A 20,872-nucleotide genomic window follows, 5' to 3' on the forward strand; every position below is an offset into this window, starting at 1 on the left:
CGGTCCCGTCAGTCCTTGTCGAGGCTGAGGTCCGGGGCTTCCGGGTTCTTCATGCCGACGACGTGGTAGCCGGCATCCACGTGGAGGATCTCGCCGGTCATGCCCTTGCTCATGTCCGAGACGAGGTAGGTGGCGGTCTCGCCCACTTCCTCGATGGTCACGGTGCGCCGCAGGGGGGCGTTGTACTCGTTCCACTTCAGGATGTAGCGGAAATCGCCGATGCCGGAGGCCGCCAGCGTCTTGATCGGGCCGGCCGAGATCGCGTTGACGCGGATCTTGGAGGGGCCGAGATCGGCAGCGAGGTAGCGCACGGAGGCCTCGAGGGCGGCCTTGGCCACGCCCATGACGTTGTAGTGCGGCATCCACTTCTCGGCGCCGTAATAGGTCAGCGTGAGGAGCGAGCCGCCGTTCGGCATCAGCTTCTCGGCGCGCTGCGCGACGGCCGTGAACGAATAGCAGGAGATCAGGAGCGACTTGGTGAAGTTCGCCTCGGAGGTCTCGACGTAGCGGCCCGTCAGCTCGTCCTTGTCCGAGAAGGCGATGCAGTGGACGACGAAGTCGATGCCTTCCGGGAACACCTCGGCGGCGGCGGCGAAGACCGCGTCGATCGAGGCCGGATCGGTGACGTCGCAATGCCCGACCACGTGGGCGTCGAGTTCCCGCGCCAGGGGCTCGACGCGCTTCTTCAGGGCGTCGCCCTGATAGGTGAAGGCGAGCTTGGCGCCGTGGGCGGCCGCGCTCTTGGCGATACCCCAGGCGATCGAGCGGTTGTTGGCGACACCGAGCACCAGGCCGCGCTTGCCGGCGAGAAGGCCGCCGACGTGATCGTGAACCGGGTGCGTGTCCGCCATGTGTCACCTGAGCGAGAGCCGTGGCGCGTGCCGACGGGCCCGTCGGGCGACGGATCGGCGTGTTCGCGCCGGGCATCCTTAGCGGAGGCGCGCCTGGGACGGAAGTCCGGAGCCTGACAGCGCCGGAGTCCCGTCGCGCGCGCTACCTGAGGCGCCTGAACGGCCGGCCCCGCCGGGCGGTGGCGTCAGCCGGCCTTGGCCGCGCGCCGGGCCCGGGCGAACTCGGTGAGTGCCGGATCCTCGCCGCTGGGCAGCGTCACGGCCGTGACGGCCAGGAGATCGCCCCGCGTCCCGTCCTTCTTCGGCAGGCCCTTGCCCCGGAGACGGAAGGTGCGGCCCGAGCCGGTCATCGGCGGGATCTTCATCTCGACGGCGCCGGTGAGGGTCGGCACCCGGATCGGGCCGCCGAGGATCGCGTCCTCCAGGGGCACATCCACGGTACCGCGCAGGTCCGCGCCGTCCACGCTGAAGCGGGCATGGGGGAGGATGCGGATGGTCAGCAGCGCGTCCCCGGGCGCGCCCCGCAGGCCGCCGGGGTTGCCGAGGCCGCGCAGGCGGATGGTCTGGCCGTCGACCACGCCCTTGGGCACCACCACGTCCACGTCGCGCCCGCCCGGCAGGGACAGGCGCAGCTTCTCCTCGCTGGCGACCTGCTCGAGGGTCACGCTGAGTTCGGCCGCCACGTCCTCGCCCTTGACGGGGCCGCGCTGCGGGCCGCCGGGGCCGGCGCCGGCGGCCCGGAAAGCGTCGCCGAAGAGGTGGGAGAAGATGTCCTCGCCGATGCCGCCGCCCCCGCCGGGGCCGCGGCCGCGCGCGGCACTCTCGAAGTCGAAGCCACCGCCACCGCCACCGCCGCTGCGCCCGCCGCCGAAACCGCCGAAGCCCTCGAAGCCCGTGGCGCGCGGCTTGCCGTCCGCGTCGATCTCGCCGCGGTCGAACTGCGCCCGCTTGCCCGCATCACCCAGGATCTCGTAGGCGCTGTTGGCCTCCGCGAAGCGGTCCTTGGCCTTGGCGTCGTCCTGGTTGCGGTCGGGATGATAGGCCTTCGCGAGCTTGCGGTAGGCCTTCTTGATATCGGCTTCGCTGGCGCCCTTGGAGACACCCAGCACATCGTAGGGATTTCGCATCGGTCTTCAGGATTCTCGGTGCCGCCTGGGACCGGGCACGGGCCCGGCACCTTCGGATTCGTCTGTCATGTGGACGGCCTGTTGCTTCTCTGCAACGGTCTCGCGCGAGAATTCGCTCCGATTGGCGCGGCGTCAATGCTTCTGTTCGCCCCGTGATCCGGACGACCCCGCCGCAATCCTCCGTGCCAGCCGTCAGGACGATGCCCTGGCGGCCCGCACCTTGGTCAGGGTCCACTCGCCGCCGGAGGGCTTGCAGCCGGTGCCGCGCACGAAGCGGCTGCCCGCCGGCGAGATGACGGAGGCCAGGAAGTCGCGGCAGACGAGGTCGTTGGCGACGTAGGGCAGCCCCGTGGGATTCACCGAGCCGCGCAGGGTGGTTTCCGGGTTGTCCCACTTCACCGGCCGGCCGTTGCCCTGCGGATCAAGAGCGACGGCGAGCGCCGCGTTGGCGCGGCGCCAATCCTCGGCGCCGAGGTCGTTGCCGAAGCCCAGCGGACGCTTGTCGATGCTGCCCGTGGTCGCCGGCTCGTCCGGCAGCGCTGCGCGCGCCGTGTCGCCGCGCTGGGCCGCCCCCGCCACGGCGCCGGCCGCCGTCTCCTCCGCCTGGAAAGTGATGATCGGCAGGCCGCAACCGCTCAGGCCGAGCAGCACGCTGAGGCCGAGGGCTCGCGTGGCGCGGTGCGGGACGCTGGGCGACCTGCGGCGGGCACGAATTTCCGGGACGGCCTGGGCTTTACAGTCGAGCCGACGCATTACACCTGATCTCAAACGACGTGTTGGGCCGAAACGTTCGTGTCCCACGTCGGTGCCCCCGACCCGGATCTCACCACAGGATTACGCCTTGGAACGGTTAAGGATCGATGATCCCGCTTCCCGCAGCGGGGCCGAGGACGCCACTGGACCCGACGGCGATTTCCCCCGCACCACCGATCCCTGGGCCCTGTTCGCGGCCTGGATGGCCGAGGCCGAGGCTTCGGAACCCAATGATCCCAACGCGATGGCGCTGGCCACGGCCGGCGCCGACGGACTGCCGGACGTGCGCGTGGTGTTGTTGAAGGGCGTCGATGACCGCGGTTTCGTGTTCTACACCAACGTCGACTCCGCCAAGGGCGACGAGTTGCGCGAGAATCCGCAGGCTGCCCTGGTGCTGCATTGGAAGAGCCTGGGCCGTCAGGTCCGCGCCCGCGGCCCGGTGACCCAGGTCACGGCCGAGGAGGCGGATGCCTACTTCGCCAGCCGTGCCCGCAACAGCCGCCTCGGGGCGCATGCGAGCCGCCAGTCGCGGCCCCTCGCCGACCGGGCGACCCTGGAGCGCGCCGTCGAGGCCCTGGCCGAGCGCTACGGGGAGGGCCCGGTGCCGCGTCCGGAGAACTGGACGGGCTTTCGCATCGCGCCGGTCTCGATCGAGTTCTGGCAGAACGGTCCGTTCCGCCTGCACGATCGCGTCCGCTTCACCCGCGACGGCGCCGCCTCCGAGGGCGGGGCTTGGCATGGGGCGCGACTCTATCCCTGAGTCAGGATTTGCGAGGCAGGGCGACCTCCTCCGCCGTCGGTGTGCCGGCTCGTTGGTGCGTCGCGGGATGACCCTGGATTTTAGCCCCCGCGCCCCTTAGACCTGAAGGTGGCGTGGGGGTTTCTCGGCGGCACGGCGGTTCCGCCGGCCGGACGCCTCCCGATCCTGAAGGAACGGTCTTGGCCTCATCCAACGAACGCCGGCGCATCATGCTGCTCACGGGGGCGAGCCGTGGGATCGGCCACGCCACCGTCAAACGGTTCTCGGCCGCCGGCTGGCGGGTGATCACCTGCTCGCGTCATCCCTTCCCGGAGAACTGTCCCTGGGAGATGGGTCCGGAGGATCACCTCCAGGTCGATCTGTCCGACCCCCAGGATACGGTGCGGGGCATCGAGGAGGTGGCGGGCCGCCTCGCCGCCGAGGGCGGCCTCCTGCACGCGCTGGTCAACAATGCCGGCATCTCGCCGAAGGGTCCGCAGGGCGAGCGCCTGGGCGCCATCGCCACCGAGTTCGGCGACTGGCAGCGGGTGTTCCAGGTCAACCTCTTCGCCCCCCTCCTCCTGGCCCGCGGCCTCTGCGAGGAACTGACCCGGGCCAAGGGCTCCATCGTCAACGTCACGTCGATCGCGGGCTCCCGCGTGCATCCCTTCGCGGGCGCCGCCTACGGCACCTCCAAGGCCGCCCTGGCCGGCCTGACCCGGGAGATGGCGAGCGACTTCGGCCCACTCGGCGTCCGCGTGAACGCGATCTCGCCCGGCGAGATCGACACCGCGATCCTGTCGCCGGGCACGGACAAGATCGTGGCCGGCATCCCGCAGCGCCGTCTCGGCACCCCCGACGAGGTGGCCAAGGCGATCTACTTCCTGTGCACCGAGGCCTCCTCCTACGTGAACGGCGCCGAGCTGCACATCAACGGCGGCCAGCATGTCTGAACGGGGGGCGCGCCGCGCGCTTCTCATCGGACTCCTGATCGCCGCGACCCCCGCCTGGGCGGAGCCGTCGGTGACGATCCTCGACCTGCCCTTCCGGGCCCGGGCCCTGCGGGGGCCCGGCAGCGAGGTCGCGATCGCGGTGGCGACCTCCGGCCTGCTGCCCATCGCCCGCGCCCGCAGCGCCAATCCCGCCACGGTCGAGCCGGAGGCGCCGATCGCCGTGGTCTGGGGCGATACCGGCGGCGCAGCTCTCAGCCTCGTCAGCGGGCGCGTGACCCCCACCCTGCTCGGCGCCGAGGCGGTGGAGGGACTGGCGGCCGCCGAGACCCCGCGCGGCGCCCTGCCCGGCTCCCGGCGCGCGGTTTCCGGTCCGTTGAGCGCCCATCTGGCGGATCCCCGGCCACCCCTCGCCGGCGGCCCCGAGCAGGCCGGCACCCTGGTCATCCGCGAGCGCCAGCCGGTGGCGATGGGCGGCGACCCGAAGCCCGTGCCGGTCGTCACCACCAGCCTGACGCCCGCTCCCGACACGGCCTTCGCCCTGCGCCGGCCGCGGATCGCCCGCCTGGAGGGCAAGCCCATCGTCCTCGCCGTCACGGTCGCGCCCGCGGGCGGGGCCGCCCTCGCCCTGTTCGCCAAGGCCGAGCCCGGTGCCGCGGCGGCACCCGGAGCGGCCTGGACCCTGATGGCCCGCGGTCCGGATCAGGCCGCCGGTCCCGGAGGCCAGCCCCTGAAGCCCGCCGCCATCGCGGATTTCTCCGGCAGCGGCCGGCCGCAGATCGCGGCCGTGGCGGCTCCCGACGGCGCCGGCCAGCTGCAGCTCTGGACCCTGGAGGGCGGCGTCCTGCGCCTGACCCGGGAGGCACCGGGCTACACCAACGTCTCCCCGGGCGAGGGCGAGGTCGACCTCGCGGCCCTGGTCGAACCGGAGCGCGAGGGCGCGCCCGAGCTGGCCCTGCCGATTGCGGACCGGAGCGCCGTGGCGATCCTCTCCCTGACGGAGGGCATCCGCGAGCGGTCGCGCGCGCCCCTGCCCGGCCTCGCCGCCTTCGGCCTCGCCAGCCTCGGCCGCGGCCCGGCCGCCCGCCTCCTCGTCGGCCTCGCCGACGGGCGCATCGCCGTGGTGACGCCGTGAGCGGCACCGATCCGGAGGCGGCGTCGCGCCTGTTCCCGACCCGTCCCTTCGTGGGCACCTCGATCGCGGTCCTGCGCGACGACCGCGTGCTCCTCGCCGCCCGGGCCAACGAGCCGATGCGCGGCGTCTGGACCCTTCCCGGCGGCCTCGTCGAGGCGGGCGAGCCCCTGGCCGAGGCGGCCCTGCGCGAGTTGCAGGAGGAGGTCGGCCTGTCGGCCGCGGTGGTCGGCGTGCTTAGCCCTACCGAGATCATCCTGCGCGACCCGGAGGGGCGCGTGCGCCACCATTACGTCGTCCATCCCCACGCGGCCCGCTGGACCGGCGGCGAGCCGATGGCCGGACCGGAAGCCCTGGGCGTGCGCTGGGCCACGCTGGCCGAGCTCGAGACCCTGGCGACGACCCCCGGCCTCGCCGGGACCGTGCGCGAGGCCTTCGCCCTTGCCGACCGGCGCGGGGAGCCCGGGGCGTGACGGTCCGTGGTGCGGGGATCGCGATCCTGTGCGGACTTTCGGTGCTGATGGCCCTGCCGGAGGCCGGGTCCGCCCAGCAATCCCGCGGCGGGTCGTCCCGCGCCGCGCCGAAGCCGGCCGAGAAGGAAAAGGAGCCGCCGGCCCCGGCCGAGCCGCCGCCGGCGCCCTACGACCGGGACCTGCTCCGGCTCTCGGAGGTCATCGGCGCGCTGGCCTTTCTGCGCGACCTCTGCGCCGCCCCCGATGCCGCCGAGTGGCCGGCCCGGATGAAGGCCCTGATGGAGGCCGAGGGCGTGACCCCGAGCCGGCGCGACCGTCTCGCCGGGGCCTACAATCGCGGCTATCGCGGCTACAGCCTGACCTACCGGGTCTGCACCCCCGCTGCCACAGAGGCGGCCGCCCGCTACGTGGCAGAGGGCGAGCGCCTGTCGCACGCCCTGGCGAGCCGGTTCGGCGGGTAGTGATGCCGGGCGGCCACAGGATGCGAGCGGCACACGAAAACCAAGAATTTGAGTGCCCGCGTTAACCGCTTCGCAATTCCTGGCTTTGCGAACTCCGCCGATCGCCCTATCCTCGTGGTTACTCGCCGGGTCGTTCACCGGCGCAAACGATGATGTGGCCCATGCACATGGATACGGTCTCCGCGCCCTTCGAGGCGGATCTCGACGACAAGCGCGTCGCTCTGGGCTACGTCTCGGAAGCGTTCGCCGAAGGCTGTCTCGACGGGCTCGACGGCGACTGCATGGCCCAGGCCGCCCTGTTCGCGGCCTTCCAGGAACTCGTCACGACCTACGGCGAGGAAGCCACCGCCCGCTACGCCGAGGGCTTCCCGGACCGGATCCGCGGCGGCGCCTTCACCACCAGCCCGCAGCATTAACGATCGGGTCCGGCGCGCCCCTGCGCGCGACCGACGAGACGACCGAAGGGCAGGCGCCGGGCGCCTGCCCTTTTTGCTGCGCGCCGGCTTTCAGGCCGGAGGCAGGGCCTCTTCGAACAGCACCGCCTCGCCGCGGGACGGCGCGGTCAGCGCCCCCTCCCACATCACGCTGTTGCCGCGCACCAGGGTGCCCACCGGCCACCCCGTCACGGTGACGCCATCGTAGGGCGTCCAGCCGCATTTCGAGGCGATCCAATCGTTGCGGATGGTCTCGCGGCGCTTCAGGTCCACCACCGTCACGTCGGCGTCGTAGCCGACCGCGAGCCGGCCCTTCCGGGCGATTCCGAACAGCCGCTTCGGGCCGGCGCTGGTGAGATCCACGAACCGGGCGAGCGACAGGCGGCCGGCGGCGACGTGGTCGAGCATGATCGGCACCAGGGTCTGCACCCCGGTCATGCCCGAGGGTGAATCCGGGTAGGGCTTGGCCTTCTCTTCCAGGAGGTGCGGCGCGTGGTCGGAGCCGAGGATGTCGGCGACGCCCTGGGAGAGCCCGTGCCAGATGCCGTCGCGGTGGTCGGCGCTCCGCACCGGCGGGTTCATCTGCACCAGGGTGCCGAGCCGGGCATAGGCCTCGTCGCCGTCGAGGGTGAGATGGTGCGGCGTCACCTCGCAGGTCGCCACGTCCTTCGCCCCGGCGAGATACGCCATCTCTTCCTTCGTCGAGATGTGCAGGATGTGGATGCGCGCGCCGGTCGCCCGGGCGATGCGCACGAGCCGCTCCGTCGCCTTGAGGGCCGCCTCCGGCGAGCGCCAGACCGGGTGCGAGGACGGGTCGCCCGGCACGCGCCGGTCTTTCTGCGCCCGCAGCATCGGCTCGTCCTCGGCGTGGAAGGCCGCGCGCCGGCGGGTCCGCTTCAGGATCTCGGTGACGCCGGCGTCGTCCTCGACCAGCAGCGAGCCCGTGGAGGAGCCGACGAACACCTTGATGCCGGCCGCCCCGGGGAGGCGCTCGAGCTCGGGCACCAGGTGCGCGTTCTCGTGGGTGCCCCCGACCCAGAACGCGAAGTCGCAGTGCATCCGGTGGTGCGCCCGGGCGAGCTTGTCGGCCAGGGCCTCGGCGCTGGTCGTGAGCGGATTGGTGTTGGGCATCTCGAAAACCGTGGTCACGCCGCCCATGACGGCCGCGCGCGAGCCCGATTCGAGGTCTTCCTTGTGTTCGAGTCCCGGCTCGCGGAAATGCACCTGGCTGTCGATGACGCCGGGCAGCAGGTGCAGGCCGGTGCAGTCGCGCCGCTCGCCGGCGGAAGCGGAGGCGAGGTCGCCGATCGCCGCGATGCGCCCGGCGCGGATGCCGAGGTCGGCGCGGTGCGCGCCGTCCTGGTTCACCACGGTGCCGCCGGTGAGGAGGAGGTCGAAGGGCTGGTCCATTCCGAATCTCCTGGGGCCGTCCGCGCTCCGGACGCACATTGAGACGAGGTCGCGGGCGGCTTATGTCAGGCCCGGACGGTGCGCAATGCCGCCGCCGCTCGTGTCAAGGAGTCGTCATGCCGATCGCCCTGCTGCCGGACCGCGCCGTCGTCACCGTCTCGGGCGAGGACGCGACGAGCTTCCTGCAGGGCGTGGTGACCTGCAACGTCGAGACCCTGGAGCCCGGGGAGGCGCGCCTCGGGGCGCTGCTCACGCCGCAGGGCAAGATCCTGTTCGACTTCCTCGTCGGCCGCACGCCGGAGGGCTTCCAGCTCGACGCCGCCGCCGAGCGCGCGCCCGATCTCGCCAAGCGCCTCGGGCTCTACCGCCTGCGCGCCAAGGTGACGATCGCCCTGGAACCCACCCTCGGCGTGGCCGCCGCCTGGGACGGGGCCGAGACCGCCGCCACGGTGACCCGCCGACGCGACGGCCGCCTCGGGGCACTGGGCGAGCGCCTGACCTTCGCGCTCGGCGCCTTCTCGGCGGATGCGACCGAGGCCGATTACCACGTCCACCGCATCGCCCTCGGCATTCCCGAGGGCGGGCGCGACTTCCCCTGGTCCGACGCCTTCCCGCACGAGGCCCTGATGGACCAGCTCGGCGGCGTCGACTTCCGCAAGGGCTGCTATGTCGGCCAGGAGGTGGTCTCGCGCATGCAGCATCGCGGCACGGCCCGGACCCGGATCGTCCCGCTGGTCGCGGTCGCGGACGAGGCGCTGCAGACCGGGGCCGAGATCATCGCCGGGCAGCGCGCGCTCGGGACCGTCGGCAGCGTCGCGGGCGGCCGGGCCCTCGCACTGCTCCGCCTCGACCGTCTCGCCGACGCCCTGGCGGCCGGCGAACCGCTGCGGGCGGGTACGGTTCCGGTCGGCGTCGAGAAGCCGTCCTTCGCGACCTTCGCCTTTCCCGAGACCGCGCCGGCCGGCTGAGACCGCCCCGGCATCGACGCCGCCGCCGCACCCGGCTAAACCCTCGGCGATGCTGACCGACGCCTCCGGCCTGATCCACCATCCCGACGGCTGCGCCCGCTGCTGGTGGGCCGGGCTCGACCCCGTCTACGTCGCCTATCACGACACCGAGTGGGGCGTGCCGGAGCGGGACGGCCGTGCCCTCTACGAGAAGCTCATCCTCGACGGCTTCCAGGCCGGCCTGTCCTGGATCACCATCCTGCGCCGGCGCGAGGGCTTCCGCTGCGCCTTCGCGGGCTTCGACCCGGAGGCGATCGCGCGCTTCACGGACGCGGATGTCGACCGTCTCATGCAGGATACCGGCATCATCCGGAACCGGGCCAAGATCGTCGGCACGATCGCGGGCGCCCGGGCCTACCTCGCGATCGAGGCGCGCGGCACGGGTTTCTCCGCCTTCCTCTGGGACTTCGTCGACGGGGCTCCGGTCCAGGGCACGGCGCGGGACCGGGCAGGCATCGCCACCGAAACCGACATCTCCCGCAGGCTGTCCAAGGCCCTGAAGGCGGAGGGATTCGCCTTCTGCGGGCCGACCATCGTCCATGCCTTCATGCAGGCGGTCGGCCTCGTCAACGATCACCTCGTCGGCTGCCACCGGCACGGGCCCTGCGCCGCCCTGGGGCATCGAGCCATCCCGGATCACGCCTTCGGGCGTTCGGCATGAGCGGCGATCCCGGCCGCGCCTGGCAGCGGATGCTGTCCGGACGGCGCCTCGACCTCCTCGATCCGGCCCCCCGCGACATCGAGATCGCCGACATCGCCCACGGGCTCGCCCGCGTCGCCCGCTGGAACGGGCAGACCGCCGGGCCGCACGTCTTCTCCGTGGCCCAGCACGCCCTGCTGGTGGAGGCGATCGGCCGCGGGGAGGCGCCGGGCCTCGGCGCCGGCGACGGCCTCGAGCTGCTGCTGCACGATGCCCCCGAATACGTCATCGGAGACATCATCTCGCCCTTCAAGGCCGCGATCGGCGATTCCTACAAGGCAGTGGAGCGCCGGCTCCTCACCGCCATCCGCCAGCGCTTCGGGCTTCCCGAACCGGGTGCGGCGCTGTTCGCCCTGGTCAAGCGGGCCGACGGCATCGCCGCCTATCACGAGGCGACGCGCCTGGCCGGATTCTCCGGGTCGGAGGCCGATGCGATCTTCGGCGCCCGGGCCCCCCTCGGTCCCGAGGCGGAGGCGCTGCTGGTTCCCTGGCCCACCGCCGTGGCGCAGGCGCGCTTCCTCGCCCGCTTCGATAGTCTCGCGCGTCCGGAGTCCACCTGATGCCGCATCTCAAGGTCTGCCCCCTGTCGCGGCTGCCCGAGACCCTCGACGGGTCCGGCGCCACCCACCTGATGACCCTGATGAAGGTTGGCACCGCGATCGCCCGTCCCGCGGTCATCCCGGAGGGACGCCACTGCGTCGTGGAGGTCAGCGATATCGTGGCGCCGATGGACGGACACGTCACGCCGGGCGAGGCTCACATCGCGCAGATCCTCGATTTCGCACGACGCTGGGACCGGGCGCAGCCCCTGCTGATCCACTGCTATGCGGGGATCAGCCGCTCGACGGCGGCGGCCTACATCGTCGCCTGTGCCCTGGCCCCGGAGCGCGACGAGGCCGGGATCGCCCGGGCGCTCCGCGCGGTCGCCCCGTCGGCGACGCCCAACGCCCTGTTCGTGGCCCTGGCCGACCGCATGCTGGGCCGCGACGGCCGCATGGTCGCGGCGATCGCGGCGATCGGTCGTGGTGCGGAAGCCTTCGAGGGGGAGCCGTTTCGGCTGGAGTTCAGCTCCAACCTCCAGGTCGTCGAGTAAGTTCTTCCCAGATAAATGGATCCAGCTTTGGGCGTCCCGCCCGTCGTCGCGCCGAAACCGGTCCGTCGGGGTGTGGCGCAAACGCCGCCCCGGACGACGAAACGACGCGTCGCCGGCCGGATCGGGTTGTCGGCTTCCGGGCCCGCGGCTTAGACCGTCAGAATCATGGGGTAGTTTAGAATGAGTGTCACGCGACCCGCCGTTGCGTCGACGTCCGGTACGGACGAGCCGAGCCTCGACCTGCCCTTCGAGAAGGCCTTGGAGCAACTCGAGGACATCGTGCGCCGCCTGGAGAAGGGGGACGTCCCCCTCGACGAGTCGGTGGCGATCTACGAGCGCGGCGAGGCGTTGAAGCGCCACTGCGAAGGGCTGCTGCAGAAGGCCGAGGCACGCATCCAGAAGATCACCCTGGGTGCCGACGGCCAGGCGGCGGGCGTCGCGCCCCTCGACGTCGACTAGGGAGCGGTCTTGCTCCCGAACGAAATTCTTCATTGGCGCCAAGCGATTGCGCGCATGTTTTCCCTCCGGGCGTGAGGTTGGTTCGGTGTCACGGCAAGAAACCTCGCAAGAGATGACCTCCAAAGATCAGGGTTCGGTGACCGCGTCGGAGGCGACGGCGATTCTGGACGGTCTGGCGGAGCCTTCGGCGCTGCGGCAACTGCCGGAGAGCGCGCTGCAGGCGGTGGCGGACGCGGTGCGCACCGAGATGATCGACGCGGTCTCGGTGACGGGCGGGCATCTCGGCTCGGGTCTGGGCGTGGTCGAGCTGACGGTGGCGCTGCACCACGTGTTCGACACCCCCGACGACCGCATCGTCTGGGACGTCGGGCACCAGGCCTATCCGCACAAGATCCTCACCGGCCGGCGCGACCGCATCCGCACCCTGCGCCAGCCCGGCGGCCTGTCGGGCTTCACCAAGCGCGCGGAGAGCGTCTACGATCCCTTCGGGGCGGCCCATTCCTCCACCTCGATCTCGGCGGCGCTGGGCATGGCCGTGGCGCGCGACCTCGACGAGGCGAGCGCCAAGGCGCAGGGCGCGCCGATCCCGAAGCGGCGCAACATGGTGGCGGTGATCGGCGACGGCTCGATGTCGGCGGGCATGGCCTACGAGGCCATGAACAATGCCGGCGCCCTGCACTCGCGCCTCATCGTCATCCTCAACGACAACGACATGTCGATCGCGCCGCCCGTGGGCGCCATGTCGGCCTACTTCGCGCGCCTGGCCTCGGGCGGCACCTACCAGTCCCTGCGCGAGACCGCCAAGCAGCTGGGCAAGCTCCTGCCCAAGGGCCTCTACCAGCGCGCGGCTGCGGCCGAGGAATACGCCCGCTCCCTGGTGGTGGGCTCGGGCACGATGTTCGAGGAGATGGGCTTCCACTATGTCGGGCCCGTCGACGGGCACAACCTCGACCACCTGCTGCCCGTGCTCAAGAACGTGCGCGACTCCGAGCAGGGCCCGATCCTGCTGCACGTGGTGACCCAGAAGGGCAAGGGCTACGCCCCGGCGGAAGCCTCCGCCGACCGCTACCACGGGGTGGTCAAGTTCGACGTGCTCTCGGGGGTTCAGGCCAAGGCCAAGCCGAACGCGCCGGCCTACACCCGGGTGTTCGGCGAGAGCCTGATCAAGGCGGCGGACGCCGACGACAAGGTGGTGGCGATCACCGCGGCGATGCCGGGGGGCACGGGCATCGACCTGTTCGGCAAGGCGCATCCCGAGCGCACCTTCGACGTCGGCATCGCCGAGCAGCACGCGGTGACCTTCGCGGGCGGGCTGGCGACGGAAGGCTACAAGCCGTTCGTGGCGATCTACTCGACCTTCCTGCAGCGGGCCTACGACCAGGTCGTGCACGACGTGGCCCTGCAGAACCTGCCCGTGCGCTTCTGCATGGACCGGGCCGGGCTGGTGGGGGCGGACGGGGCGACCCATGCGGGCGCCTTCGACCTGGCCTATCTCTGCTGCCTGCCGAACATGACGGTGATGGCGGCCTCCGACGAGGCCGAGCTGGTGCACATGGTGGCCACCGCGCATGCCCACGACACCGGCCCGATCGCCCTGCGCTACCCGCGCGGCGAGGGGGTGGGGGTGGACCTGCCCGAGCGCGGGGTCGCGCTGCCGATCGGCCGGGGCCGGATGGTGCGGGCGCCGGAGGGCGCGCGGGTGGCGCTGCTGTCCCTGGGCACGCGGATGTCGGAGGCGCTGAAGGCGGCCGATGCGCTGGAGGCGGAGGGCATCGCGGTGAGCGTGGCGGATGCGCGCTTTGCCAAGCCGCTGGACGAGGCGCTGATCCTGGATCTCGCCGCGCGCCACGAGGTGCTGGTGACGCTGGAGGAGGGCTCGGTGGGGGGCTTCGGCGCGATGGTGCTGCACCTGCTGGCCGACCGGGGGGCGCTGGATGCGGGCCGGGTCCGGGTGCGCACGCTGACGCTGCCGGACAGCTACCAGGACCACAACACCCCCGACGCCATGTACGCCGAGGCCGGCCTCGACGCCGCCGGCATCCTCAACACCGTCAAGGCCGCCCTGCCCGAGCGGAAGGCGCGCGGCGCCAAGCTCGTCAGCGTCGTCCAGAAGTAGATCTGTTCCGGAAGATCCCGCGGAGCCAGCGGCTCCGCGGGATCGGCCCGACGTTGACTTCCCAAAGCCTACTTGATGACCGCGCAGGCGATGCGGGCGCCGGCGCCACCGATGGGCTGAGTGGTGTGGTCGTCCTCGTTGGCGTGGATGATCAGGGCCGAGCCATCGCCGTCCTTGAGGGCGCCCTCGCCGGTCAGCGGCGTCTCGCTCGACACCTCCGCGTTCACCGACCCGTCGGCATTGGCGAAGACGTTCGGCAGGTCGCCCTCGTCCGGGCCCTCCGGATTGAGCAGGCCGTGCTTGCTCTGGTCGTGGTTCACGTGGGCCTTCGACTTCTCGAACTTCGCGGTGTCCGAGCAATCGCCCACGGCGTGGAAGTGGATGCCGTGCCAGCCGGGGGGCAGGCCGCCGGGTTGGATCGTCACGCGCATGACCAGGGAGCTCGCGCCGTCGCGGATCATGATCTTGCCGATGGGCTCGCCCTTCCCGTTCTGGATCGGGCTCTCGAAGGTCTGCGGCGCCGCAGGGGGCGCTGCCTCCGCGGGCGCCGCCGGGGCGGGCTGCGCGAGGGCCGCCGAGGCGGCGAAGGCCGTGCTGGCCGCGAGGGCAAGGACCGACGGAAGTCGTCTCATCAAATGGCTCTCCTCTCCACGCCGGGTACGCCGGTGGAGCGTCAACGAAGATGGTCGCGGGGCGCTCCACGGCAATGCCGGGTCGCCCGACCTTTCCCATGCCTGGAACGGCGAAGCCAGATGCCGGGCCCTGGCCCGTCGCGAACAGCTGTGTCCTGCGGCACGCCGGTGGTTGCGGTGCGTGGACGAACTCTTAAGGTTTCGCTAAGTTTCCCGCCACGGGGCCAATGTCGGCGCCTGATTCACCAAGTTTCTGCCGGTGGACGGGCCGCAGATCTTGGCGCGGCATTAACATTCATCGCAGCGTAAGACTCGTTGGGAGGTTCCCATGACGTTCGCCGTCCCTCGCCGCCTCGGGTTCCTCGCTCTGGTGCTGGGTGTCCTGCCCGCCCTCGCGCAGGCGCAGACGCCGGCGTCCTCCACATCCGGCCGGACCTGGACCGACCCGCCGCCCCGTGGGACCGCCGAGGCCGAGCCCGCGACCACCAAATCTCCTTCGATCAAGTCCCCGGGGACCACACCGGCGGCAACTCCGGAGGCGCCCAGGCAGGCGGCCGCGGCGCCCGCCGAAGCGCGGCGCCCGACGCACGCGGCGGTCCGGACGCCGAAGACTGCGCGCGCGAAGAGTGCGCGTGGGAATACCCAAGCACGCGTGCGGGTCGCGCGTCCGGCGGCAGCCCCGGCGCGTCGTCCTGCCGTCCGGACGGTGACGCGCGCTCAGGACTATCAGGACCCCGCCATCCGGCGCATGACGATGCGGCCGCCGGTGGTTCGCTACAGCTACGGCGTCGTTCCGGAGTCGAGCGGTCCGTTCGTGTACGAGGACGACCGGGCCCGCCGGATCCGGCAGGCCCAGGAGGCCGGCTACCTCGTGGTGCGGTCCCGCACCGTCGAGTTCCCCGATGGCCGGCGCCTGCGCACCTACCGCCCCTACGAGGAGGACAGCGACGACTAGGGGCCGCTAGGCTCCCCAAACGAAATCCGCCCTCCAAACGAAAACCCCGCCGGAGGTGCCGGCGGGGCTGAAGGCAGCGTACGCGTGAAGAGTTGCGGATCAGCGCAGGCGACCGGGACGGGCCGGCTCGAACACGATGCGGCGGTGGAACGCGCACCAGCTCTTGCCGTCCGGCGCCGGGGCGCCGCAGCAGACGGCGCGGTCATTGGGTTCGCCGATGATGAATTTGCAGACGAAGGCACCGGACTGCGCGAACGGCACCCGCAGCTCGGCGGAGGGTTCGGCGATGGCATCGGCCTCGCCGACCTGTGACATGCGGACAAGCTGGTTCATGGATCGGATGACTCGCGGACTGGCTTTCGCGGGCGGGGCCCAGCGGCGTGTGACGGATCGGGAGCGTGTCGCCTTCGGGAGGGCCTCTCCCCTGCATGGACACAGCGGGCGACCCGCGGACATGAATGGGAAGAATCGCGGACCTTGAGCAGGTCGAAAGCGCGGCCGAACCGGACGCGACAGCGTCATGATGCTGTTATATCTGGGGTTTGCCCCTCGGCAAACAAGTGCTGACGCATGCGTGTGTTGCAGCGCACAGGTTTCGGGCCGCTTGCTTAAGCGGCGTCAGGCTGCTTCGGCAACCATTACGAATCACGGATGGCTTTCATCCGATCCGATGTCGGGCGGCGTGCGGCTGTCATCGTCCTGAGACAGGACCGTCATAGAGCGGGGACGTGCGGGGATCGCGCCGGGATCAACCCGGCCGCGGCGATCACCCCGCCGGGAGACCCGAACCATGGCCGATGCGATCGCCCCCGGACTCCCCCCGGCGCCGCAGGCGGGGCCGGACCGCCGCCCGGGCCCGAACCTCGACGGCCGCATCCACGTCTCGGGCCTCCTGGCCTTCGCCCTCGTCCTCTTCGGCGGCCTCGCCTATGCCGGCTACAGCCTCGTCCACGACATGAACGCCGTCGGCGAGACGCCCCTCGCGATCGGGGCCTTCGCCCTCCTCGCCCTGGCGCTCCTGATCGCCCTGGCCTTCGAGTTCGTGAACGGCTTCCACGACACCGCCAACGCGGTGGCGACGGTGATCTACACCCACGCCCTGCCGCCGGTGGTGGCGGTGATCTGGTCCGGCGCCTTCAACTTCCTCGGGGTCATGCTGTCCTCCGGCGCGGTGGCCTACGCCATCGTCACCCTGCTGCCGGTGGAGCTGATCCTGCAGGTCGGCTCGTCCGCCGGCTACGCGATGATCTTCGCGCTCCTGATCGCCGCGATCCTGTGGAACCTCGGCACCTGGGCGCTCGGCCTGCCGAACTCCTCCTCCCACGCCCTGATCGGTTCGGTGATCGGGGTCGGCCTCGCCAACCAGTTGATGGCGCCCGAGGGCCAGGGCACCTCGGGGGTCGAGTGGGGACAGGCCGTGAAGGTGCTGGAGGGGCTGCTGTTCTCGCCCGTCCTCGGCTTCGTCCTGGCGGCCCTGCTGCTCCTGGTCATGAAGGCGGTGGTCAAGCGCCGGGATCTCTACGAGGCGCCCCGGGGCGAGGCCCCGCCCCCGCTCTGGATCCGCGGCCTGCTCATCCTGACCTGCACCCTGGTGTCGTTCTTCCACGGCGGCAACGACGGCCAGAAGGGCATGGGCCTGATCATGCTGATCCTCATCGGCGCGGCCCCCACCGCCTATGCCCTCAACCGCACCATGTCGGACGACACGACCCCGGCCTTCGTGCAGCAATCGAAGGATGCGAGCGCGGTGTTCGCCACCCGGGCCGGGAGCGCGCCGCGCCCCGACGCGGCGGCCGCCCGGGGCCAGGTCGGCGAGGCCCTGCGCGCCAAGGCGCTGGACACCCCCACCGTCTACGCGGCCCTCGCCGCCCTCTCGGACGACATCGCCGCCTCGGTCCAGCGCCACGGCGCGATCCGCCAGGTGCCCGCCGCCGCGACCCCGAACCTGCGCAACGACATGTACCTCGCCGCCGACGCGGTGCGCCTGCTGCCGGCCGCCGGCGCCGGCTTCCCGGAGGCCGAGGCCAGGACCCTCAAAGCCTACGAGGGCCTGCTCAACGACGGCACCCGCTACATCCCGACCTGGGTGAAGGTCTGCGTCGCCCTCGCCCTCGGCCTCGGCACCATGGTGGGCTGGAAGCGCATCGTGGTCACGGTGGGCGAGCGGATCGGCAAGTCGCACCTCACCTACGCCCAGGGCGCCTCGGCCGAGATGGTGGCCGCCGGCACCATCGGGCTGGCCGAGCTCTACGGCCTGCCCGTCTCCACCACCCACATCCTGTCGAGCGGCGTGGCCGGCACCATGGCGGCCAACGGCTCGGGCCTGCAGGTCGCCACCGTGCGCAACATGGCCCTCGCCTGGGTGCTGACCCTGCCGGCGGCCATCATCCTGGCGGGCGGGCTGTTCTTCATCCTGCGGCACGTGTTCTGAGGGGCCGCCCGTCGCGTCCCACCGCTCCGCACGGGGGCGATCCGGCACGGCGCGGCCCTCCTCGCCCCGTGGACGGTCTTATCCCAGCGGTGTTTCCGGACCCCGGGCTCCACCGCGCGGCCCCGGGATGACGCGGTGGTGCCGGCGGGTGTCCGGCGAGCCCGATCCGTGCCGGGACGAGGGCCCTCGGCCGCCGGACGCGATGACCGGGCCCAACGGCCTCCGGGGCGTCCGCATGGGGACGGCCGCCCGCTTTCTTGAGGTCGCGCGGCGCTGCGTGTAGGTCGGGGACAGGCTCGACCCGGTTCGGACGGCCGCCAGGGACCCCATGCGCGTCTTCCTCACCGGCACCGCCGGCTTCATCGGCGACCCGTTCGCACGGCGCCTCACCGACGCGGACCACGCGGTCGCGGGCTTGGCCGGCGTCAGCCGCGACGACGCCATCGCCCTGTCCGCCGGCCCGGTGCCCGGGCGCTCCCGCACGCCCGAGCCCGTCGTGGGGCCGCGGAGTCGCGACGCCGCCTCGTGCGGGGCCTGAATGCCGTCACCCGTCCCTCCGCGTCCGCTCCGCCCGGCGCCGCCGCGCCGCCGTCACACCCCACGAGCCCGATGACCCCCAGACCCCTTCCGCCGCGGTGCAGCCCCCGCTCCGGTCCGGCCCGCAGCCTGCCGGGGCGCCGGCCATGATGGCCCTGCGCTCCACCGCCCTGGCGGCGGCCGGGCTCCTCGCCTTCCTGCTGTTCTGGGAAGCGATGCCGCGCCTCGGCCTCATCAACCCGGCCTTCCTGCCGCCGCCGAGCACGATCCCGGCCGCCTTCCTCAACGAGGTGCGCCTCGGCGTCTGGGGCGAGGCGGTGCTGTCGAGCCTCAGCCACTACGTGACCGGCCTCGGCGTCGGCGCCGGGGCGGGCATCGCGCTCGGCCTCCTCAGCGGCATGTTCCGCGGCTTCGAGGCGGCGACCGCCTGGATCGTGCGCCTGCTGCGGCCGATTCCCGGCCTCGCCTGGGTGCCCTTCGCCATCATCTGGTTCGGCGTCCAGCCGGAGGCCGCCGTCTTCATCATCGCCATCGGCGTGTTCTGGATCGTTTTCTTCGCCACGCAGGGGGCGGTGCGCGGCGTCGACCGCGACCTCGTCGAGGTGGCCCAGGCCTTCGGCTTCGGCTCGCCCTGGTCCCGGCTCACCAAGATCCTGCTCCCGGCCGCGACCCCGGGCATCCTCGTGGGCCTGCGCACGGCCCTGGGCCAGGCCTGGATGGCGGTGGTGGCCGCCGAGATCTTCGGCGTGCCCGGCGTCGGCGCCCGGATGATGCAGGCCTCCAGCCTGCTCTCCACCGACATCGTCGTCGTCTACATGCTCACCATGGCCGCCCTCTACGGCCTGTTCGACACGGCCTTCGTCGCCCTCCAGGGGTGGCTCCTACGGTGGCGCGCCTGAGATGTCCGAGCCGATCATTTCCATCGCGGGCCTCAGCCTCGCCTACGAGCGCGCCGGAACCCGGACCGTCATTCTGCAGGACCTCGACCTCGACGTGGCGCGCGGGGAGTTCCTCGTCATCGTCGGCGAATCCGGGGTCGGCAAGTCCACCGTCCTGCGCGTCCTGATCGGCCTCGCCAGGCCGAGCGCCGGCAGCGTGCACCTCCGGGCCCGGCCCGATTGCCGCACGCCCATGGCCCTGGTCTTCCAGGACGCGCGGCTGCTGCCCTGGCGCCGGGTCATCGCCAACGTGGCCTTCGGGCTCGAGGGCGGCGGCCTGTCCAAGGCCGAGCGCCTGGCCAAGGCGCAGGCGATGCTCGACCTCGTGGGCCTCGGCGATCTCGGCCAGCGCTGGCCGCACCAGCTCTCCGGCGGCCAGCGCCAGCGCGTCGCCATCGCGCGGGCGCTCGCGGTCGACCCGGACGTGCTCCTCATGGACGAGCCGTTCTCGGCCCTCGACAGCTTCACCCGCGAGGGCCTGCAGGACGAATTGCAGCGCATCCAGGCGGCGACGGGCAAGACCATCCTGTTCGTGACCCACGACATCGACGAGGCGGTGACCCTCGCCGACCGGGTCGTCGTGCTCGCCGGCAGTCCCGGCCGGCTGGCGGCCGAGATGCCCGTCACGGTGCCCCGGCCCCGCCGCCGCCGCGACGCCGCCCTGCAGGAGGCCGCCCGGCAATTGCGGATGGAGCTGTCGAACCGCTCGGCGGAGCTCTGAGGCGGAGGATTGCGGCCAGAAGTCCGGACAGGAGCCGGGTAAGAGCCCCGGGGCGGGGTGCGAAAAGGGTCGCGGGCCCGGCCGTTGCCATCGGTCGCCCGGCGCTCTACCCCGCTGGGAGATATCCGTTCGCTTCGAGGACCAGGCCGATGCGCCGCCGCACCCGTTCGCTGATCGGCACGATCGTGATGCTGGCCTTCATCATCATCTACGCGCCGCTGGCCATGGCGCTGGCCGACAGCCGGATCTCGGAGACGCCGGCCGCCGTGCAGGCGGTGCTCTATGCCCTCCTCGGCATCGCCTGGATCTTCCCGCTGATGCCGCTGATCAGCTGGATGGGCAAGAACGACGCCGGGGATCGGGGCTGACGCGCCGGGAACCGGGGAGAACCCCCGGACCGGCCAGAAAACGTCGGCCGGCGTCGGGTTTTCGCCGCACTCGCGCGCCAGAAGCGCGCCGTGTCATTCGTTAAAAGGCCGTCGTCCCGCTCAATGCCACGCCTGTGCACGCCCTCGCTTCTGCTCGGCCTCGCGGTCCTGTCGACCCTTCCCCTCCTGGCGGTGACCCCCGCGCAGGCGCAGGGGGCGCCCCGCTCGGTCTCCGACTGTGAGCGCCTGAAGAACGACCTCGCCTACAACCAGTGCCTCGCCATGTTCGGCCCGGCCGCCAAGAACGTCGCCGGCGGCGTCTCCGCCGGCGCCGCCTCGGCCTCGGCCGAAGTCGCCAGCGCGCTCGCGGCTATCCCCCAGAGCATCGCCGCGAGCGCCGCGGCGACGGGGGCGGCGATCGCCTCCATCGGCCATCGCACGCGGCGCGGCCGGCACGCCCGCCGCGGCCGCCAGAGCGCCAGCTTCGCCATCGCGGGCGGCGAGAGCCGCTCCTATCGCCGCCACCGCCGCCGGCGCTGAGCGCCGCCGGCGACGTCGCGCCGGCCTCGGCGCCGGCGCTTGGCG

25 protein-coding genes are annotated in these 20,872 nt (G+C 72.2%); 19 read left to right on the forward strand and 6 right to left on the reverse strand.

The annotated features are described in order from the left end of the window. Nucleotides 1-8: 8 nt before the first annotated feature. The 3 genes from fabI to AC1MGR_RS15635 form a co-directional block, all read right to left on the reverse strand. Nucleotides 9-851 (reverse strand): enoyl-ACP reductase FabI, encoded by an 843-nt coding sequence (gene fabI / locus AC1MGR_RS15625; protein ID WP_056186907.1) that lies wholly within the window; start codon nucleotides 849-851, stop codon nucleotides 9-11. Nucleotides 852-1,036: 185 nt separating this feature from the next. Next, nucleotides 1,037-1,978, reverse strand: a complete 942-nt coding sequence (locus AC1MGR_RS15630) for a DnaJ C-terminal domain-containing protein (protein ID WP_108040511.1) — start codon at nucleotides 1,976-1,978, stop codon at nucleotides 1,037-1,039. 192 nt (nucleotides 1,979-2,170) lie between these two features. Next, a complete protein-coding gene (locus tag AC1MGR_RS15635) occupies nucleotides 2,171-2,731 on the reverse strand; it encodes an RT0821/Lpp0805 family surface protein (RefSeq protein WP_480232195.1) in 561 nt (186 codons plus the stop codon). A gap of 103 nt (nucleotides 2,732-2,834) precedes the next feature. Here AC1MGR_RS15635 and pdxH point away from each other — a divergent pair, with 103 nt between their 5' ends. From pdxH to AC1MGR_RS15665, 6 genes are all read left to right on the forward strand, one after another. Further along, nucleotides 2,835-3,491, forward strand: coding sequence for a pyridoxamine 5'-phosphate oxidase (gene pdxH / locus AC1MGR_RS15640; RefSeq protein WP_480234813.1), 657 nt, complete (start codon nucleotides 2,835-2,837; stop codon nucleotides 3,489-3,491). 209 nt (nucleotides 3,492-3,700) lie between these two features. Next, complete coding sequence (locus AC1MGR_RS15645) at nucleotides 3,701-4,423, forward strand: SDR family NAD(P)-dependent oxidoreductase (RefSeq protein ID WP_055954102.1); 723 nt, start codon at nucleotides 3,701-3,703, stop codon at nucleotides 4,421-4,423. Beyond that, nucleotides 4,416-5,555 (forward strand): hypothetical protein, encoded by a 1,140-nt coding sequence (locus AC1MGR_RS15650; protein WP_480232196.1) that lies wholly within the window; start codon nucleotides 4,416-4,418, stop codon nucleotides 5,553-5,555. Before AC1MGR_RS15645 ends, AC1MGR_RS15650 begins: the two co-directional genes overlap by 8 nt. Further along, entirely contained in the window at nucleotides 5,552-6,025 is a 474-nt protein-coding gene (locus tag AC1MGR_RS15655; RefSeq protein ID WP_108040507.1) for an NUDIX hydrolase, read from the forward strand. Before AC1MGR_RS15650 ends, AC1MGR_RS15655 begins: the two co-directional genes overlap by 4 nt. Before the next feature lie 47 nt (nucleotides 6,026-6,072). Next, on the forward strand, nucleotides 6,073-6,486 hold the full coding sequence (locus AC1MGR_RS15660; protein ID WP_108040546.1) for a TIGR02301 family protein: 414 nt from the start codon (nucleotides 6,073-6,075) through the stop codon (nucleotides 6,484-6,486). Nucleotides 6,487-6,647: 161 nt separating this feature from the next. Continuing rightward, complete coding sequence (locus AC1MGR_RS15665) at nucleotides 6,648-6,902, forward strand: hypothetical protein (RefSeq protein ID WP_056469536.1); 255 nt, start codon at nucleotides 6,648-6,650, stop codon at nucleotides 6,900-6,902. Between the two features lie 90 nt (nucleotides 6,903-6,992). Here the strand turns inward: AC1MGR_RS15665 and AC1MGR_RS15670 are convergent, their stop codons facing one another. Continuing rightward, a complete protein-coding gene (locus tag AC1MGR_RS15670; RefSeq protein WP_480232197.1) occupies nucleotides 6,993-8,330 on the reverse strand; it encodes a dihydroorotase in 1,338 nt (445 codons plus the stop codon). A gap of 116 nt (nucleotides 8,331-8,446) precedes the next feature. Between AC1MGR_RS15670 and ygfZ the strand changes: the two genes are divergently transcribed. The 6 genes from ygfZ to dxs all read left to right on the forward strand — a co-directional run bounded on the left by ygfZ (nucleotide 8,447) and on the right by dxs (nucleotide 13,705). After that, nucleotides 8,447-9,298: a CAF17-like 4Fe-4S cluster assembly/insertion protein YgfZ gene (ygfZ, locus tag AC1MGR_RS15675; RefSeq protein WP_480232198.1), complete on the forward strand. Its 852-nt coding sequence runs from the start codon at nucleotides 8,447-8,449 to the stop codon at nucleotides 9,296-9,298. Between the two features lie 49 nt (nucleotides 9,299-9,347). Beyond that, the gene (locus tag AC1MGR_RS15680) at nucleotides 9,348-9,998 is read left to right on the forward strand and encodes a DNA-3-methyladenine glycosylase I (protein ID WP_480232199.1); all 651 of its coding nucleotides are present in this window, start codon (nucleotides 9,348-9,350) and stop codon (nucleotides 9,996-9,998) included. Beyond that, entirely contained in the window at nucleotides 9,995-10,597 is a 603-nt protein-coding gene (locus AC1MGR_RS15685; protein WP_480232200.1) for an HD domain-containing protein, read from the forward strand. The genes AC1MGR_RS15680 and AC1MGR_RS15685 overlap by 4 nt, the downstream gene beginning before the upstream one ends. Next, a complete protein-coding gene (locus AC1MGR_RS15690) occupies nucleotides 10,597-11,130 on the forward strand; it encodes a tyrosine phosphatase family protein (protein ID WP_480232201.1) in 534 nt (177 codons plus the stop codon). The genes AC1MGR_RS15685 and AC1MGR_RS15690 overlap by 1 nt, the downstream gene beginning before the upstream one ends. A gap of 180 nt (nucleotides 11,131-11,310) precedes the next feature. Beyond that, the gene (locus AC1MGR_RS15695) at nucleotides 11,311-11,589 is read left to right on the forward strand and encodes an exodeoxyribonuclease VII small subunit (RefSeq protein ID WP_480232202.1); all 279 of its coding nucleotides are present in this window, start codon (nucleotides 11,311-11,313) and stop codon (nucleotides 11,587-11,589) included. Between the two features lie 112 nt (nucleotides 11,590-11,701). After that, nucleotides 11,702-13,705: a 1-deoxy-D-xylulose-5-phosphate synthase gene (gene dxs, locus AC1MGR_RS15700; RefSeq protein WP_480232203.1), complete on the forward strand. Its 2,004-nt coding sequence runs from the start codon at nucleotides 11,702-11,704 to the stop codon at nucleotides 13,703-13,705. 68 nt (nucleotides 13,706-13,773) lie between these two features. On the opposite strand, the gene AC1MGR_RS15705 is transcribed toward dxs, so the two are convergent. Then, on the reverse strand, nucleotides 13,774-14,337 hold the full coding sequence (locus tag AC1MGR_RS15705) for a superoxide dismutase family protein (protein ID WP_108038805.1): 564 nt from the start codon (nucleotides 14,335-14,337) through the stop codon (nucleotides 13,774-13,776). Between the two features lie 328 nt (nucleotides 14,338-14,665). Here AC1MGR_RS15705 and AC1MGR_RS15710 point away from each other — a divergent pair, with 328 nt between their 5' ends. Next, the gene (locus AC1MGR_RS15710; protein ID WP_480232204.1) at nucleotides 14,666-15,292 is read left to right on the forward strand and encodes a hypothetical protein; all 627 of its coding nucleotides are present in this window, start codon (nucleotides 14,666-14,668) and stop codon (nucleotides 15,290-15,292) included. 99 nt (nucleotides 15,293-15,391) lie between these two features. Here the strand turns inward: AC1MGR_RS15710 and AC1MGR_RS15715 are convergent, their stop codons facing one another. Then, entirely contained in the window at nucleotides 15,392-15,814 is a 423-nt protein-coding gene (locus AC1MGR_RS15715) for a GcrA family cell cycle regulator (protein WP_480232205.1), read from the reverse strand. A gap of 268 nt (nucleotides 15,815-16,082) precedes the next feature. On the opposite strand from AC1MGR_RS15715, the gene AC1MGR_RS15720 reads away from it, so the two are divergent. The 6 genes from AC1MGR_RS15720 (at nucleotide 16,083) to AC1MGR_RS15745 (ending at nucleotide 20,827) form a co-directional block, all read left to right on the forward strand. Further along, complete coding sequence (locus AC1MGR_RS15720) at nucleotides 16,083-17,723, forward strand: inorganic phosphate transporter (RefSeq protein WP_480232206.1); 1,641 nt, start codon at nucleotides 16,083-16,085, stop codon at nucleotides 17,721-17,723. A gap of 328 nt (nucleotides 17,724-18,051) precedes the next feature. Further along, on the forward strand, nucleotides 18,052-18,261 hold the full coding sequence (locus tag AC1MGR_RS15725; RefSeq protein ID WP_480232207.1) for a hypothetical protein: 210 nt from the start codon (nucleotides 18,052-18,054) through the stop codon (nucleotides 18,259-18,261). 145 nt (nucleotides 18,262-18,406) lie between these two features. After that, nucleotides 18,407-19,159: an ABC transporter permease gene (locus AC1MGR_RS15730; RefSeq protein ID WP_108038984.1), complete on the forward strand. Its 753-nt coding sequence runs from the start codon at nucleotides 18,407-18,409 to the stop codon at nucleotides 19,157-19,159. Between the two features lies 1 nt (nucleotide 19,160). Beyond that, nucleotides 19,161-19,919 carry an ABC transporter ATP-binding protein gene (locus tag AC1MGR_RS15735; protein ID WP_480232208.1) on the forward strand — a complete coding sequence of 253 codons (759 nt, stop codon included), beginning with the start codon at nucleotides 19,161-19,163 and terminating at the stop codon, nucleotides 19,917-19,919. 149 nt (nucleotides 19,920-20,068) lie between these two features. After that, a complete protein-coding gene (locus tag AC1MGR_RS15740; RefSeq protein WP_056220380.1) occupies nucleotides 20,069-20,287 on the forward strand; it encodes a DUF2842 domain-containing protein in 219 nt (72 codons plus the stop codon). A gap of 123 nt (nucleotides 20,288-20,410) precedes the next feature. Next, nucleotides 20,411-20,827 (forward strand): hypothetical protein, encoded by a 417-nt coding sequence (locus AC1MGR_RS15745; protein WP_108038815.1) that lies wholly within the window; start codon nucleotides 20,411-20,413, stop codon nucleotides 20,825-20,827. Nucleotides 20,828-20,872: the final 45 nt, after the last annotated feature.

It is taken from the genome of Methylobacterium sp. BI1, assembly GCF_056680125.1.